This is a genomic window from Acidimicrobiales bacterium (assembly GCA_036270875.1).
GTDB lineage: Bacteria > Actinomycetota > Acidimicrobiia > Acidimicrobiales > AC-9 > AC-9.
Genome location: DATBBR010000031.1, coordinates 56,055 through 69,230 on the forward strand (window position 1 = coordinate 56,055; position 13,176 = coordinate 69,230).

General features: G+C 71.7%; 13 protein-coding genes and 1 tRNA gene. 9 read left to right on the forward strand and 5 right to left on the reverse strand.

What is annotated here, in order from left to right; genetic code table 11:
- Positions 1–11 precede the first annotated feature (11 nt).
- The 6 genes from VH112_03185 to VH112_03210 are packed head-to-tail and all read left to right on the forward strand — an operon-like array spanning position 12 to position 6,482.
- Positions 12–572, forward strand: coding sequence for a nucleotidyltransferase family protein (locus VH112_03185; GenBank protein HEX4539224.1), 561 nt, complete (start codon positions 12–14; stop codon positions 570–572).
- Entirely contained in the window at positions 563–1,348 is a 786-nt protein-coding gene (locus VH112_03190; GenBank protein ID HEX4539225.1) for an SRPBCC family protein, read from the forward strand. The genes VH112_03185 and VH112_03190 overlap by 10 nt, the downstream gene beginning before the upstream one ends.
- Positions 1,345–2,748 (forward strand): DUF501 domain-containing protein, encoded by a 1,404-nt coding sequence (locus VH112_03195; protein ID HEX4539226.1) that lies wholly within the window; start codon positions 1,345–1,347, stop codon positions 2,746–2,748. Before VH112_03190 ends, VH112_03195 begins: the two co-directional genes overlap by 4 nt.
- A 36-nt stretch (positions 2,749–2,784) precedes the next feature.
- Positions 2,785–3,882, forward strand: coding sequence for an alanine--glyoxylate aminotransferase family protein (locus VH112_03200; protein ID HEX4539227.1), 1,098 nt, complete (start codon positions 2,785–2,787; stop codon positions 3,880–3,882).
- A complete protein-coding gene (locus tag VH112_03205) occupies positions 3,879–5,855 on the forward strand; it encodes an AMP-binding protein (GenBank protein HEX4539228.1) in 1,977 nt (658 codons plus the stop codon). Before VH112_03200 ends, VH112_03205 begins: the two co-directional genes overlap by 4 nt.
- A 24-nt stretch (positions 5,856–5,879) precedes the next feature.
- Entirely contained in the window at positions 5,880–6,482 is a 603-nt protein-coding gene (locus VH112_03210; GenBank protein HEX4539229.1) for a GNAT family protein, read from the forward strand.
- Positions 6,483–6,509: 27 nt separating this feature from the next.
- Here the strand turns inward: VH112_03210 and VH112_03215 are convergent, their stop codons facing one another.
- A complete protein-coding gene (locus VH112_03215) occupies positions 6,510–7,556 on the reverse strand; it encodes an NAD-dependent epimerase/dehydratase family protein (protein HEX4539230.1) in 1,047 nt (348 codons plus the stop codon).
- A gap of 5 nt (positions 7,557–7,561) precedes the next feature.
- The gene (locus tag VH112_03220; GenBank protein ID HEX4539231.1) at positions 7,562–8,446 is read right to left on the reverse strand and encodes a lysophospholipid acyltransferase family protein; all 885 of its coding nucleotides are present in this window, start codon (positions 8,444–8,446) and stop codon (positions 7,562–7,564) included.
- Between the two features lie 51 nt (positions 8,447–8,497).
- Between VH112_03220 and VH112_03225 the strand changes: the two genes are divergently transcribed.
- Positions 8,498–8,571: transfer RNA gene (locus VH112_03225), tRNA-Leu, on the forward strand.
- 37 nt (positions 8,572–8,608) lie between these two features.
- Here the strand turns inward: VH112_03225 and VH112_03230 are convergent.
- Positions 8,609–9,205 carry an isochorismatase family protein gene (locus VH112_03230; protein HEX4539232.1) on the reverse strand — a complete coding sequence of 199 codons (597 nt, stop codon included), beginning with the start codon at positions 9,203–9,205 and terminating at the stop codon, positions 8,609–8,611.
- A gap of 65 nt (positions 9,206–9,270) precedes the next feature.
- Here VH112_03230 and VH112_03235 point away from each other — a divergent pair, with 65 nt between their 5' ends.
- Positions 9,271–10,068, forward strand: a complete 798-nt coding sequence (locus tag VH112_03235) for a TIGR03084 family metal-binding protein (GenBank protein HEX4539233.1) — start codon at positions 9,271–9,273, stop codon at positions 10,066–10,068.
- A gap of 22 nt (positions 10,069–10,090) precedes the next feature.
- On the opposite strand, the gene VH112_03240 is transcribed toward VH112_03235, so the two are convergent.
- On the reverse strand, positions 10,091–10,912 hold the full coding sequence (locus VH112_03240) for a prolipoprotein diacylglyceryl transferase family protein (GenBank protein ID HEX4539234.1): 822 nt from the start codon (positions 10,910–10,912) through the stop codon (positions 10,091–10,093).
- Positions 10,913–11,046: 134 nt separating this feature from the next.
- Here VH112_03240 and VH112_03245 point away from each other — a divergent pair, with 134 nt between their 5' ends.
- Entirely contained in the window at positions 11,047–12,162 is a 1,116-nt protein-coding gene (locus tag VH112_03245; GenBank protein HEX4539235.1) for a radical SAM protein, read from the forward strand.
- Between the two features lie 4 nt (positions 12,163–12,166).
- On the opposite strand, the gene VH112_03250 is transcribed toward VH112_03245, so the two are convergent.
- Complete coding sequence (locus VH112_03250) at positions 12,167–13,174, reverse strand: alkaline phosphatase family protein (protein HEX4539236.1); 1,008 nt, start codon at positions 13,172–13,174, stop codon at positions 12,167–12,169.
- Positions 13,175–13,176: the final 2 nt, after the last annotated feature.

Genomic DNA, 13,176 nt, shown 5'->3' on the forward strand with positions numbered 1-13,176 from the left:
GTAGCCGGACCGTGACCACGGCCGCCGTGGTGCTGGCCGCGGGCGGCGGCAGCCGCTTCGCGGGGCGGACGAGCAAGCTGCTGGCGCCGTTTCGGGGCCGGCCCCTCGTGTCGTGGGCGGTCGACGCCGCTCTGGCTGCCGCGCTCGACGAGACCGTGGTGGTGACCGGGGCGGTGGACCTCTCGGCCGTGATGCCCGCCGACGTCACGCTCCTCCACAACCAGGCGTGGCCCTCCGGCCTGGCCACCTCCCTGCGGGTCGGGCTCGACTGGTGCGAGCGCCAGGCTCACCGGGCCGCGGTGGTCGGCCTCGGCGACCAGCCGCTCGTCCCCACGGAAGCCTGGCGGACCGTGGCCACCTCCACCGGCTCCCCGATCGTCGTGGCGACCTACTCCGGACGGCGTCGCAACCCGGTCAAGCTCGACCGCTCCGTGTGGCCCCTGGTGCCCGTCACGGGCGACCAGGGAGCACGGGCTGTGATCGGCAGTCAGCCGGCGCTGGTGCGCGAGGTAGCGTGCCCGGGGGATCCAGCCGACGTCGACACGGTGGAGGATCTGAGACTGTGGAGCTGACCAACGAGTTCACCGTGGGTGTCCCGACCGAGCAGGCCTGGGCCCTCCTGACCGACGTGGAGCGGATCGCACCCTGCATGCCCGGGGCGGAGCTCCAGGAGGTGGAGGGAGACGAGTACCGGGGCGTTGTCAAGGTGAAGGTCGGGCCCATCACGGCGCAGTACAAGGGCCGGGCCAGCTTCGTCGAACGCGACGTTCCAGGGCTGCGGGCGGTCCTGCGGGCCGAGGGTCGTGAGACCCGCGGCCAGGGCAACGCCAGTGCCACGATCAGCGCCTCGTTGCATCCCGACGGCGAGGGCACCCGGGTCTCCATCGTCACCGACCTGGCCGTGACCGGGCGGGTCGCCCAGTTCGGGCGGGGCGTGCTGGCCGACGTGAGCAACAAGCTTCTGAGGCAGTTCGTCGACTGCCTGGAGACCACTGTCCTCGGCCGGGTGGAGGCCGCAGACGAGTCTTCGGCTGCCGCTCCTCCCGGGCCGCCCGGGGGGACCGAGCCGGCGGTCGAGGTGGAGGTGACCGAGCCGCCGCCCGCCGGGCGGGTGGGCGGAGAGGGAGGAGACGAGGCTTCGGGCCCGATCACCAACGGCGCCCCCGCCACGCCCGGGACCGACGGCGCCGGGCAACCGACGATCCGCCGTATGGAGAGTGTGCCGGCCGAGCCCGTCGACCTCATCGGCGTCGCCGGGGGGTCGTTGGCGCGCCGGGCCCGCCCCCTGGGCATCGTGGCCGTCGTGGCCATCGTCGTGATCGTGATCCGTCGGCGCCGACGACGGTGACCGCCGACGACCGGGAGGACGTGGCCGTCCTGCTCGGTCGTCCGCCCCGCGGTCGCTTCGAGGTGGTCGTGCGCGACCGGCGGGGCCAGCCCAGCGTCATCCGCAACGAGCCGTTTCTCGACGACGAGACACCCATGCCCACCCGTTGGTGGCTCGTGGACCCTGCCCTGCGGGCGACGGTGGACCGCCTCGAGGCCTCCGGGGGGGTCAAGGCCGCAGAGGCGGCGGTCGATCCCGCCGAGCTCGCGGCCGCCCACGCCCGGTACGCAGCCGACCGTGACGCGGCCGTGCCCGCCGACCACCGCGGACCCCGCCCCGCCGGCGGCGTCGGAGGGACCCGACGGGGCGTGAAGTGCCTGCACGCCCACCTGGCGTGGTTTCTCGCCGGAGGCGATGACCCGGTGGGCCGTTGGGTGGCCGACCGGCTCGAGCTCGCCCGATCCCAAGCGGGTCCTGTGGCGGCGATCGACTGCGGCACGAACTCGACCCGCCTGCTCGTGGCGGGCGCCGACGGCCGCCCGCTCGAGCGGCTGATGCGAATCACGCGGCTCGGAGAAGGCGTCGACGGCAACGGTTGCCTTGCTCCCCGGGCGATCGCCCGGACCGTGAGCGTCCTGCGCCAGTACCGCGGCGTCATGGCGCACCACGGCGTCGTCAGGGCGCGGGCCACGGCGACATCGGCCGCTCGGGACGCAGCCAATCGCGAGCAGCTGTTCACCGAAGCCGAGGACGCGCTTGGGGTGCCGCTGGAGCTTCTCTCCGGAGAGTCCGAGGGGCGGCTGTCGTTCGCCGGCGCCACCGCGGAGCTCGATCCGCACGACGGGCCTTACCTCGTGGTCGACATCGGTGGCGGCTCCACCGAGCTCGTCACGGCGCCAGCCCCCGGCCTCGGCGAGGCGAGTGGCATCGGAGCCGGTGTCACCTCTTCGGTGGCGGTGGCGTCCATCGACGTCGGTTGCGTGCGTGTCACCGAGCGCTTCCTGCACCATGATCCTCCGTTGCCAGCCGAGCTGGCGGACGCCGACGACGCCGTCCGCGCCGGGCTCGAAGCCGCCGCCGCCGCGCAACCGGCGATCACCAAGGCGGACCGGCTGGTGGGCCTGGCCGGCACGGTCAGTACCCTCTCCGCCATCGACCAGGGCGTCGTCAGCCACGATCGAGAGCGAATCCATCACTCGGTCCTCGCTCGGTCGCGCGTCGGGGAGCTCCTCGACGCGCTCGCCGGCGAGAGCAGGGACGAGCGCCTTCGCCGCCCTGGGCTGGAGGAGGCGCGGGCCGACGTGATCGTCGGTGGGACCGTGGTCCTGGCGACGCTGATGCGCGACCTGGGGTTCGAGTCGTGCCTCGTGTCGGAGTCGGACATCCTCGACGGGCTCGTCATGAGCCAGCTGTGGTCCTGAGGGACGCTCTGGCGAGTCGTCACTAGAGTGCCGGGGATGCCCCTGTCCGAGCGCACCCTCATGGGTCCGGGGCCGTCGAACCCCTATCCCGAGGTGACGGCGGCGCTCGGGCGCCCGCTGCTCGGCCACCTCGATCCGGAGTTCCTTGCCGTGCTGGACGTGACGTGCGACCGGCTCCGAGCGGTCTTTCGTACCGCCAGTGCCTTGACGCTGCCGATCAGCGGCACGGGCTCGGCCGGGATGGAGGCCGCCTTCGTCAACCTCGTCGAGCCCGGTGATCCCGTTGTCATCGGCGTGAACGGCCTGTTCGGTGAGCGCATGTGTGACGTGGCGGGCCGGTGTGGGGCCGAGGTGACCCGCGTCGATGCGGCGTGGGGGGAGGCGATCGATCCTGACCGCCTGGTGGCCGCGCACCCGGCGCCCAAGATCATCGCTGTGGTCCACGCCGAGACCTCGACAGGGGTCCGCAACGACGTCGAGCCCCTCGGGCCGGCCAAGGGCGACGCCCTCCTTCTGGTCGACTGCGTGACCTCCCTCGGCGGCATCCCGGTCGATGCCGACGCGTGGGGTATCGACGTGGCCTACAGCGGCACGCAGAAATGCCTCGGCGTGCCGCCCGGCCTGGCGCCGCTCACCGTCAGCGAGCGGGCGCGGGCGCGCCTGGTCGGTCGACCCCGGTCGTGGTACCTCGACCTCGGCATGCTCGCCGACTACATGGAGGCCGGCGGCGGTCGCCGCTACCACCACACGGTCCCGGTTCCGATGATCTTCGCCCTCCATGCCGGTCTCGGGGTGCTGCTCGAGGAGGGGCTGGAGGCCTCGTGGGCCCGACACGGCGACTGTGGCCGCCAGCTCCAGGAGGGGATGGAGAAGCTGGGCTTCGAGCTCCTGGCCCAGGAGGGCCATCGCCTTCCCGAGCTGACCACGGTATGGGTTCCCGATGCCGTGCTGCCCCGCGGCACGACAGAGTCCGCGGTGCGCGTCCAGCTGCTCGACCGCTACGGCATCGAGATCGGCGGCGGCCTCGGGCCGCACGCCGGCCGGGCGTGGCGCATCGGGTGCATGGGGCACACGGCCCGCCCCCGCAACGTCACCCTCCTGCTCGGGGCCCTGGGCGAGGTGCTGGGCCGGTGAGCGGCGTGTCCGACGAGCGGACGGCCCTCCAGCATGAGGCCCTGGAGAATGAGGCATGGTGGCCCGATCCCGATGAGGCGGCGGCCACCAACGTCGGACGGTTCATGGCCCGCCACGGGCTGTCCCGGTTCGAGGACCTCGTCGCTCGTTCGATCGACGACGCCGAGTGGTTCTGGGCGGCCGTGGTGGACTTCCTCGGCATTCCCTTCGTCGAGCCCTGGCGGGAGATGCTGAACGTCGAGCAGGGAGCCCCCTGGGCCCGGTGGTTCGTCGGCGGGCGGCTCAACCTGGCCGATGTGTGCGTCGATCGCCACGCCGCCGCCGACCCCGGCCGGACGGCGGTGGTCTGGGAGGGTGAGGACGGCGAGGTTCGCCGGTGGAGCTATGGGGAGCTCCGGGCCCAGACCGACGGGCTGGCCCGGTTGCTGGCCGAGCGCGGGGTCGGGGAGGGCGACGCCGTCGGCGTCTTCATGCCCATGGTGCCCGAGACCGTGGCCACCCTGATGGCGGTGGCCAAGCTCGGGGCCGTCTTCCTCCCGCTGTTCAGCGGCTACGCCCCGCTGGCGGTCAGCACCCGGCTGTCCGACGCCGGCGCCGTGGCCCTGGTGACCGCCGACGGCTTTCGCCGCCGGGGGGCGGTGGTGCCCATGCTCGACGTGGCCCGGGAGTCGGTCGCTGCCGTTCCGTCGGTTCGTACGGTCGTCGTCGTCGAGCGGCTCGGTGCCGGCGGTCTCGACGCGGCTGCCGGCGACGGGCGCACGTGGGCGCGATGGCCCGGCCCGGGCGCAGCCCTTTCGGCCCCCCCGCTCGACTCCGAGCACCCGCTGTTCATCGGCTACACGTCGGGCACCACCGGGCGACCGAAGGGGTCGGTGCACGTCCACGGCGGGTTCGGGGTCAAGGTGGCCGAGGAGGTGGCGTTCCAGTTCGACTGCCGCCCGGATGATGTCCTCTTCTGGTTCACCGACATCGGGTGGATCATGGGCCCGTGGGAGCTGTTCGGCGGCCTGGCGCTGGGCGCCACGCTCCTGCTGTACGAAGGCGCCCCCGATCACCCCGCTCCCGACCGCCTGTGGGCGGTGCTCGAGCGCCACCGGGTGAGCATCTGCGGCGTGAGCCCCACCCTCGTGCGGGCCCTCATGGCGCACGGGGACGATCCCGTGACACGCCACGACCTGTCGGCGCTGCGCATTCTCGGCTCCACTGGCGAGCCCTGGAACGAGCAGCCGTGGTGGTGGTACTTCCGGGTCGTGGGCGGCGAGCGCTGCCCGGTGATCAACATCTCCGGCGGGACCGAGGTGGGCGCCTGCTTCCTGTCCCCCCATCCGGTCGAGCCCCTGAAGCCACTCTCGCTCGGGGGCCCGGCGCTCGGCATGGCCGTGGACGTCTACGACGAGCAGGGGCGACCGGTGCGCAATGCCGTCGGCGAGCTCGTGTGCACCAAACCGTGGCCGGCGATGACGAGAGGCCTCTACGGGGACCCCGAGCGCTACCTGGCGACCTACTGGTCGAGGTGGCCCGGCGTGTGGACCCACGGCGACTGGGCGTCGATCGACGAAGATGGTGAATGGTTCCTGCACGGGCGCAGCGACGACACCATCAAGCTGGCGGGCAAGCGCCTCGGGCCGGCCGAGGTCGAGTCGGTGCTCGTCTCGCATCCCGGCGTCCTGGAGGCCGCCGCCGTCGGGATCCCTGACGCCATCAAGGGAGAGGCGTTGTGGGCCTTCGTCGTGCTGGGCCCGGGCTGGGAGCCGGGCGAGGAGCTCCGGGGTGAGCTGACCACGCTGGTCGCGGGCCAGCTGGGGCGGTCGTTCCGGCCCTCGCGCATCCGCTTCGCCACCGCCCTGCCCAAGACGCGCAACGCCAAGGTGCTGCGGCGTGCTGTCCGCTCGGCGGCGACCGGCGCCGATCCCGGCGACCTGTCCGCCCTCGAGGACCCGGCAGCGGTGGAAGCCGTGCGGGAGGCCACGTGAGGCCGGCCCGATGAGGTCGAGCCGGTGATCCGGGCCTCGACGCTCGAGCTGACCGGTCGGCGGGTGCTGCTGCGGCCCCTGGTCGAGGGCGACTTCGCCCAGTGGCAGGAGGTCCGCCGCCGGTGTCGCGACTGGCTCGTCCCGTGGGAGCCCCGTCCGCCCGTGGGTTCCTCCGACGCCGTCGAGGACCGGCGGGCCTTCGCCGCCCGGTGTGGCGGCCGCGAGCGCGAGCGCCAGCTCGGCAGCGGCTATGGCTTCGGCATCTTCGTCGAGGGTCGTCTCGGCGGGGAGATCAACCTGTCGTCCATCCAGCGCGGCCCGTTCCAGAACGCCTACGTCGGGTACTGGGTCGACGAGGCCCTCGCTGGCAGGGGCTACGCGCCGGAGGCGCTGGTGGCGGTGATCCGCTTCGCGTTCGAGGACCTCGACCTCCACCGCCTGCAGGTCTCCATCATCCCCCGCAACCGTGCCTCCCGGCGGGTGGTGGAGAAGCTCGGTCTTCGCAACGAGGGGGTGGCGGTGCGCTACCTCCAGATCGACGGCCGCTGGGAAGACCACATCCGCTACGCGATCACCGCCGAGGAGTGGGCCGAGCGGCGTGAGGACTTCCTGGCCGGCTGGACGTGAGCGGGGGGCGCGGAGCCGACGGCGTCGCTACGCCTCCGGGTGGCGCACGACGGCCGGGGAGTGCCGGAAGAACGCCTCGACGTCGCGCTCGTAGGTGTAGTCCGGAGGAGCCGAGCCCACGGTGCGGCGCAGCCGGCGGGCCCGGGCGAAGTTCTCGACGGCGCCAGCCGAGGTGTAACGGTACGTGAACCCCGCCTCTTTGAGCCGTCGGTTGTCGATGCCCCGCCCGAAGCGCAGCAGGCTGAGCAGCTCTGCGGGCAGATCGAGCAGGCCCAGCTGCCTGAGCGGGGCGGCGGCGACGTTGGTCAGCACCGGAGGCAGGGGAAGCAGGCGGGTCCCACAGATGTGGGCCACCTCGCTCCAGGGCAGCCGGCCGTCACCGGCGACGTTGTAGATGCCGGCGGCGCCGTGCCTGGTGACGAACTCGAGGCAGCGGACGACGTCGCCCTCCTCGACGAACTGCAGCAGGGGATCGAAGCCGAAGATGTACGGCGCGGTCTGACGCTCCAGGGCCTGGCTCGTCGCCGTCACGATCTCGGTCCCGAGCACGTTGGCGAAACGCAGAAGTGTCACCACCACGTGCGGGTTGTCCTCGGCGAAGTCGCGCAGGTAGCCCTCCGCCTCGAGCAGGGACGACTCGACCCGGGTCCCCGGTGGCCCGGTGCGAGGGGTCTCTTCGCGGAACCACACCGGATCCTGGAACGAGGACCCGTACACCAGGCTGGACGACTTCACCACGATCTGGCGCACCGGTGCGCCGGCGGCGCTGGCGGCGGCGAGAAGGTTCATGGTCCCGATGACGTTGGTCTCGTGCAGGGCGCGCCCGCTCATGCGGGTGGAGTCCACGACGAGGAAGGTGTGGACGATCGTGTCGACCTGGGCGGCGCGCACGATGCGCGAGAGGATCGAGTAGCTCTGGTCGGCCCGCACGTACTCGGTCCGCTCCAGGGCGACCGACGGCGTCACCGTGTCGAGCCCGACGATCATCTCCACGTCGGGGTCCCGCTCGAGGGCCTGGGCCATGCGGCCGCCCCAGAACGTCCCCAATCCCGTGATCAGGACACGGCGCCCCACTCCGGTCAGCCGAACCAGACGCTGCGACGGTCCCGCAGCATGTCGTAGAGGTTGTCCTGAAGCTTGATCCTGATGGTCTCGGCCTCGTCCATCACCCGGCTCTTGGAGTAGCGCTCCTGCTCGGGCGGGACCTGGAAGGTGACGGGATCCAGCACCCGGAGCTTGAACTTGGCCGGGAAGTAGGCGACGGTCCCGATCACCGGCCCGAACACCAGGTGATTGGCGGTGATCGGGACGTAGGGCACGCCGAGGGCGCGGGCCAGGGCGGGGACCTTGGCCAGGGTCGGCATCGACTCCTCGGCCCCCACCACGGCGATGGGCACGATGGGCACGCCGGCCCGCATGGCCATCTCGACGAACCCGCCGCGCCCGAAACGGCGCAGTCGGTAGCGGTCCTGGTACAGCTTGCCCGGACCCTTGGTGCCCTCGGGGAAGACAAGGACCAGCTGCCGCTGCTCGCGCAGCAGCCGGAAGGCGTTCTCGGGGTGCGCGGCCACACCACCCAGCCGCGACCACATCGTGCCGATGACCGGGAAGGTCTTGAAGATGTGGTCGGCGAGGCCGTAGACGGGCCGACCCAGCTCCTCCTCGATGCCGTGCATGATCACGGGGGCATCGGATGGGATGGCGGCGGCGTGGTTGGCAACGAGGAGCGCGCCACCGCTGGTCGGGATCTTCTCCAACCCCTGCCATTCCACCCGGAACCACTGGCGGTAGAGAGGTCCGTAGATCTGGCGGGCGACGGCCCGCATGTGCTCGGAGCGACCCCACTCGTCGACATCGGACAGCCGGGGATCCTCGAGCCCCGCCCCGGTGTCGGCCTCCCTGGGCCGTAGCGGGACGAGGGCCGCTGGTCTCGGTGCCTCCACGAACCTGTCACCGGCGGCCACGGGAGTCATGTTAGGCCGCCGGGAGGCGCCTATCGTGAGGGCGAGGATGACGGGGACGTAGCCCAACCGGCAGAGGCGGGGCGCTTAAAACGCCCGTAGTGAGGGTTCGAGTCCCTCCGTCCCCACTGCCGAAACCGTCTGGGCCCGTCGGGGCCCACCTGCTCACGCCGGTCGCGTCACACCGGCCATGCTTTCGCTGTCCGTGAAAGCGACATCGGCACCCGCCAGCTCGGCCCGGACCGTCGCCGTGGTGACGGGCGAGACCCCGGCGCACAGATCCTCCAGCACGGTCGTCCGAAAGCCGGCGTGGATGGCGTCCCATGCAGTGGCGGCCACGCAGAAGTCGCTGGTGAGGCCGACCACGTGCACATCCTCGACCGCTCGGCGCCGCAGCCAGGTCTCGAGGTAGGTCCCCTCGGGGTCGGTGCCCTCGAAGCCCGAGTACGCGGCCCGGAAGCGCCCCTTGGAGAAGATGGCGTCGGGGTCGCAGTGCAGGTCAGGGTGGAGCTCGGCGCCGACCGTGCCGATCACGCAGTGCGGCGGCCAGGTGTTGAGGTAGTCGGGTTGATCGGTGAAGTGGTGCCACGGCGCCTCGTGCTCGTCCCTGGTGGCCACCACGACGTCGTAGAGGTTGCCGTGGCCACGGACCCACGCCGTGATGCGGCGGGCGACCTCGTCGCCCCTCTCGACGGCCAGCGAGCCCCCAGGGCAGAAGTCCCGCTGCACGTCGGTCACGATCAGCGCTGTCGACCTGGACATCGCGGCCACCTCCTCACGCCGCTTCCTGGTCGGAAGCATAAAGGGAGGGGTACGGTCGGCTCGTCATGGCCAGCATCGACGACATTCGGGGCGACCTGGTCGCCGAGCAGGAGGAGCTCGACACGCTCGTCAGCGGTCTCGACGATGCGGACTGGAGTCGCCCGACGCCCGCCGTGGGCTGGAGCGTGGGCGACCAGATCGGGCACCTGGCCTACTTCGATGCCGCCGCCACCACGGCTCTCACGGCGCCGGAGCGGTTCCGAGCCGAGGTGGAGGCCGCGCTGGCCCAGGGTGGCGACTTCACGGCCCATCACCTCGATCGTCTTCGCACCATGACCAGTCCGGAGCTGCTCGAGGTGTGGCGACGGGGGCGTCAGGACCTGCTGGCTGCGGTGGCCGGTGCCGATCCCGCCGCCCGGGTTCCCTGGTACGGGCCGCCGATGAGCCTGGCGTCGTTCGTGACCGCCCGGCTCATGGAGGCCTGGGCCCACGGCCAGGACGTCGTCGACGGGCTCGGAGTCGTCCGCTCTCCGACCGATCGCCTGCGCCACGTCGCGCACATCGGCGTGCGCTCGCGACCGTTCAGCTACTCCGTCCGAGGTCGCCAGCTGCCCCCCGAGCCGGTCGGCGTGGAGCTGGTGGCCCCATCGGGTCAGCGCTGGTCCTGGGATGCAGAGGGGTCAGTCGACACGGTCCGAGGGTCGGCGCTCGGGTTCTGCCTGGTCGTGACCCAGCGACGACACCTCGCCGATACCGACGTGGTCACCGAGGGGTCGAGGGCTCGGGAGTGGATGGAGCTCGCCCAGGCCTTCGCCGGCCCGCCGGGCCCCGGCCGCCGCCCCGGGCAGTTCGCCCCGCTCTAGCTGAACGCCGTCAATCGGGCGATCAGGTGGCGGCCGGGACCTCGGCGCCGGGTCCGGGCTCGGGGGCGCCGTCTTCGGGGCGCGCCGGTTCGACTCGGCGCCGGCGTCGCCACAAGACGGCCACTGCGACGAACCCGGCGGCGCTGAGGATCAGCGACACGACCTCGACTGCGTCCCACAGGTGCGGAACCGCCAGCCAGAAGTACTCGTCGGTGAACCGCGTGAGCGACCAGAGGGCGACGGCCGACCACACCAGCAGCCCGACCGGGCGGCCACGGGTCCAACGCTCCAGGAGGAGCAGGATCCCGAGGATGGCGAAGCACTCGAGCGACTGGAAGACCGGGACGGGGATGCGCTTGCCCACCTGGCCCGCGTACTCGAGCCCATACCAGGCGTTCGTTGGGTGGCCACCGCCGTTCACCATGAGCTGGGGTCCCAGGAGCCGCCCGACGCCCCACGCGGCCACGAGCACAGGGGCCACCACGTCGAGCGCCTGGCTGGTGGGGAGCTCGGGGCAGCGGCGGCGGGCCAGCACGATGCCGACCGGCACAGCGAAGAGCAGCCCCCCGAAGGACGACAGCCCCCCGTGCCAGATGGCCAGGATGTCGCCCGGGTTGTTGGAGTAGTAGCTGATGTTGGCGATCACGTGCACGACCCGGGCCCCGACAATGGCGGACACCACGATCCACAGGAAGATCCCGGTCGCCCAGCGCCACGGGTAGCCGTACTTGCGCAGGCGGTGCTCGAAGTAGCGCAGGGAGAACCAGAAGGTCAGCGCCAGCCCGATCCCGTACGTGTGGATCTGGAGGGCTCCGATGTGGAAGTCGACGGGGATTGGCTTCAATCGGCTCTCCAGGACTCCGGTCGGCGCGCCGCGCCACGCAGTATCAGTATGCACCCCCTGCGGGACCAATCGCCCGGCGCCGGGCCGATCGTCGCAAGCTGGCTCTCGAACAGACGTTCGACTAGGATCCGGTCGTGAGCGATGACCGTGGGGTCCCCGTCCGCCTGCGGTGGCGGCTGGCCGAGGACGACGGCGGGCAGCCGGCCCTCTTTGGCGACGACGAGCTGCTGGACCGCCACGTGGGCAAAGGCGAGTACAAGGGACTCGAATTCCTCCATGTCAACGCCCGCCGGGTGATCAACGAGGTCCCCGCCGCATCGCGCATGCCGTTCCGGTACACGATCAACGCCTACAGAGGATGCAGCCATGCCTGTGCTTACTGTTTTGCTCGGCCGACGCACGATTATCTGGGGCTGAACATCGGGGAGGACTTCGACCGGCGGATCGTCGTCAAGGTGAACGCGGTCGAGCGGGTGCGGGCCGAGCTGGCCGACCCGAGGTGGCGCGGGGAGCCCATCGCGATGGGAACCAACACCGATCCCTACCAGCGCGCCGAGGGCAAGTACCGGCTGACGAGGGGGATCGTGGACGCGCTGGTCGGGGCGGGCAACCCGTTCTCGATTCTCACCAAGTCGACGCTCGTGCTCGGCGACCTCGACCGCCTGGCCGAGGGTGCGAGGAAGACGAGCGTCAGGACCAACCTGTCCATCGGGACGCTCGACGAGGATGTGTGGCGGACCAGCGAGCCGGGGACGCCGCACCCTCGCCAGAGGGTCGCCGCCGTGGCCCGGCTCAACGAGGCGGGCGTGCCGTGCGGGGTGCTCATCGCCCCGGTGCTGCCCGGTCTCTCCGACCATCCCGACCAGCTCGAGGCGGTGGTGGACGCCTGTGTCGAGGCCGGTGCCGTGTCGGTGTCGACCAACGCCCTGCACCTGCGTCCGGGTGTGCGGCAGCACTACCTGGCCTGGCTGGAGCGGACCTATCCCGACCTCGTCGACAGCTACCACCGGCGCTACCGGCGTAGCGCCTATATCCCAAGTGCCGACCAGCGCCAGCTCAGCGCCCTCGTGGCCCGCCTGGTCGGCGCCGCCCTGACCCGTCGAGGTCGTCGCTCCCCCGCGGGGGCGACCCGACCGTCCAGGACCGATCGGGCGCTCGCCCCGGGTAGGCGCCCGCTCGAGCAGGCGAGCCCGAACACCACGCACGCCCCCGAGCAGCCGTCGCCGGCCCAGCTCGACCTCGACCTGTGACCAGCTAGAGGAGCGGTGTCAGAACGCCGGCGCAGGGGCAAGCGGCGTCGCGCAGGTGGGCGACACCGAAGAGGTCCTCGATGGTGGCCAGCGTGCCGGCGTGGTCAACCGGCAGTGTCGACCGGAGGGCGCCCGGCGCTCCCTGGGCAACGACTATCGTGGCAATACGACCGCCGTGAGCACCGTTGCAGCACGATGCGCCGGAGGTGCCCTCGTCAAACGTCACGATCACGACCCCGTGGTCCCTGAACCAGCTGGATGCCAGCACCGGCTCCAGGTTCCTGGCCATCCAAGAGTCCATGATCGCCGTAGAGCAGTCGTGCCCGTCGTCGCAGAGGTCCGGTGTGACCCAGAGGAAGGGCGGGGCGCTGCCGCTGGTGAGGTCGGGCAACAGCTGGTTGTAGGGGACGACCCGTTGGCAGCGCGTCGGGTCGTCGGCGAGGTGCGAGACGTACATGAACGGATCGTGCTTCTTGGCGTAGGTGCCGTGGGAGACGCCGCGAAAGCAGGGCACCGGCATGGCCTCCATGTACGCCTTCCAGCCGATCCCCTTGGCCTCCAGCTGGTCGACCAGGGTCGATCCGTCGACCTGACAGCCGCCGCAGTCCGAGTCGATGCCGAAGGTGGTGCCGGCCAGCAGCTCCAGGTAGTTGGGAAGGCTGGGATGGGTCGTGGCGACGGCGTTCTCAGCCGTGCCGAAGCGCCTGGCCAGCCCGTTGAGGTACGGCGCCCCGGGGTCGCCGATCACGGCTCCCCGCTCCCGGTTCTCGAGGACCACGAGCATCACGTGGGCGACGCCCACCGGTGCCGGGAGGCTGGTCGACGTCGCCGCCGGGGCGCCGGGACGGACAACGGCGTGTCGCACCGGGCCGCCGCAGGCTGCCGCGACCAGCGCCACGCCGAGCGCCAGGCAGCACACCCGTTGGCGCGATCGGGAGACGACGGGTCTCGGTCCTGCCCGTCGCGCCTGTTGGCGCAGCATGAACCATCCTCCCACCCGATCTTTGGCCATAC

Bases quoted from the DNA above. Each gene is read 5' to 3' on its own strand.
- VH112_03200 (HEX4539227.1), top strand. From the start codon at position 2,785: ATGCCCCTGTCCGAGCGCACCCTCATGGGTCCGGGGCCGTCGAACCCC.
- VH112_03250 (HEX4539236.1), bottom strand. From the start codon at position 13,174: ATGGCCAAAGATCGGGTGGGAGGATGGTTCATGCTGCGCCAACAGGCG.
- VH112_03230 (HEX4539232.1), bottom strand. From the start codon at position 9,205: ATGTCCAGGTCGACAGCGCTGATCGTGACCGACGTGCAGCGGGACTTC.
- VH112_03235 (HEX4539233.1), top strand. From the start codon at position 9,271: ATGGCCAGCATCGACGACATTCGGGGCGACCTGGTCGCCGAGCAGGAG.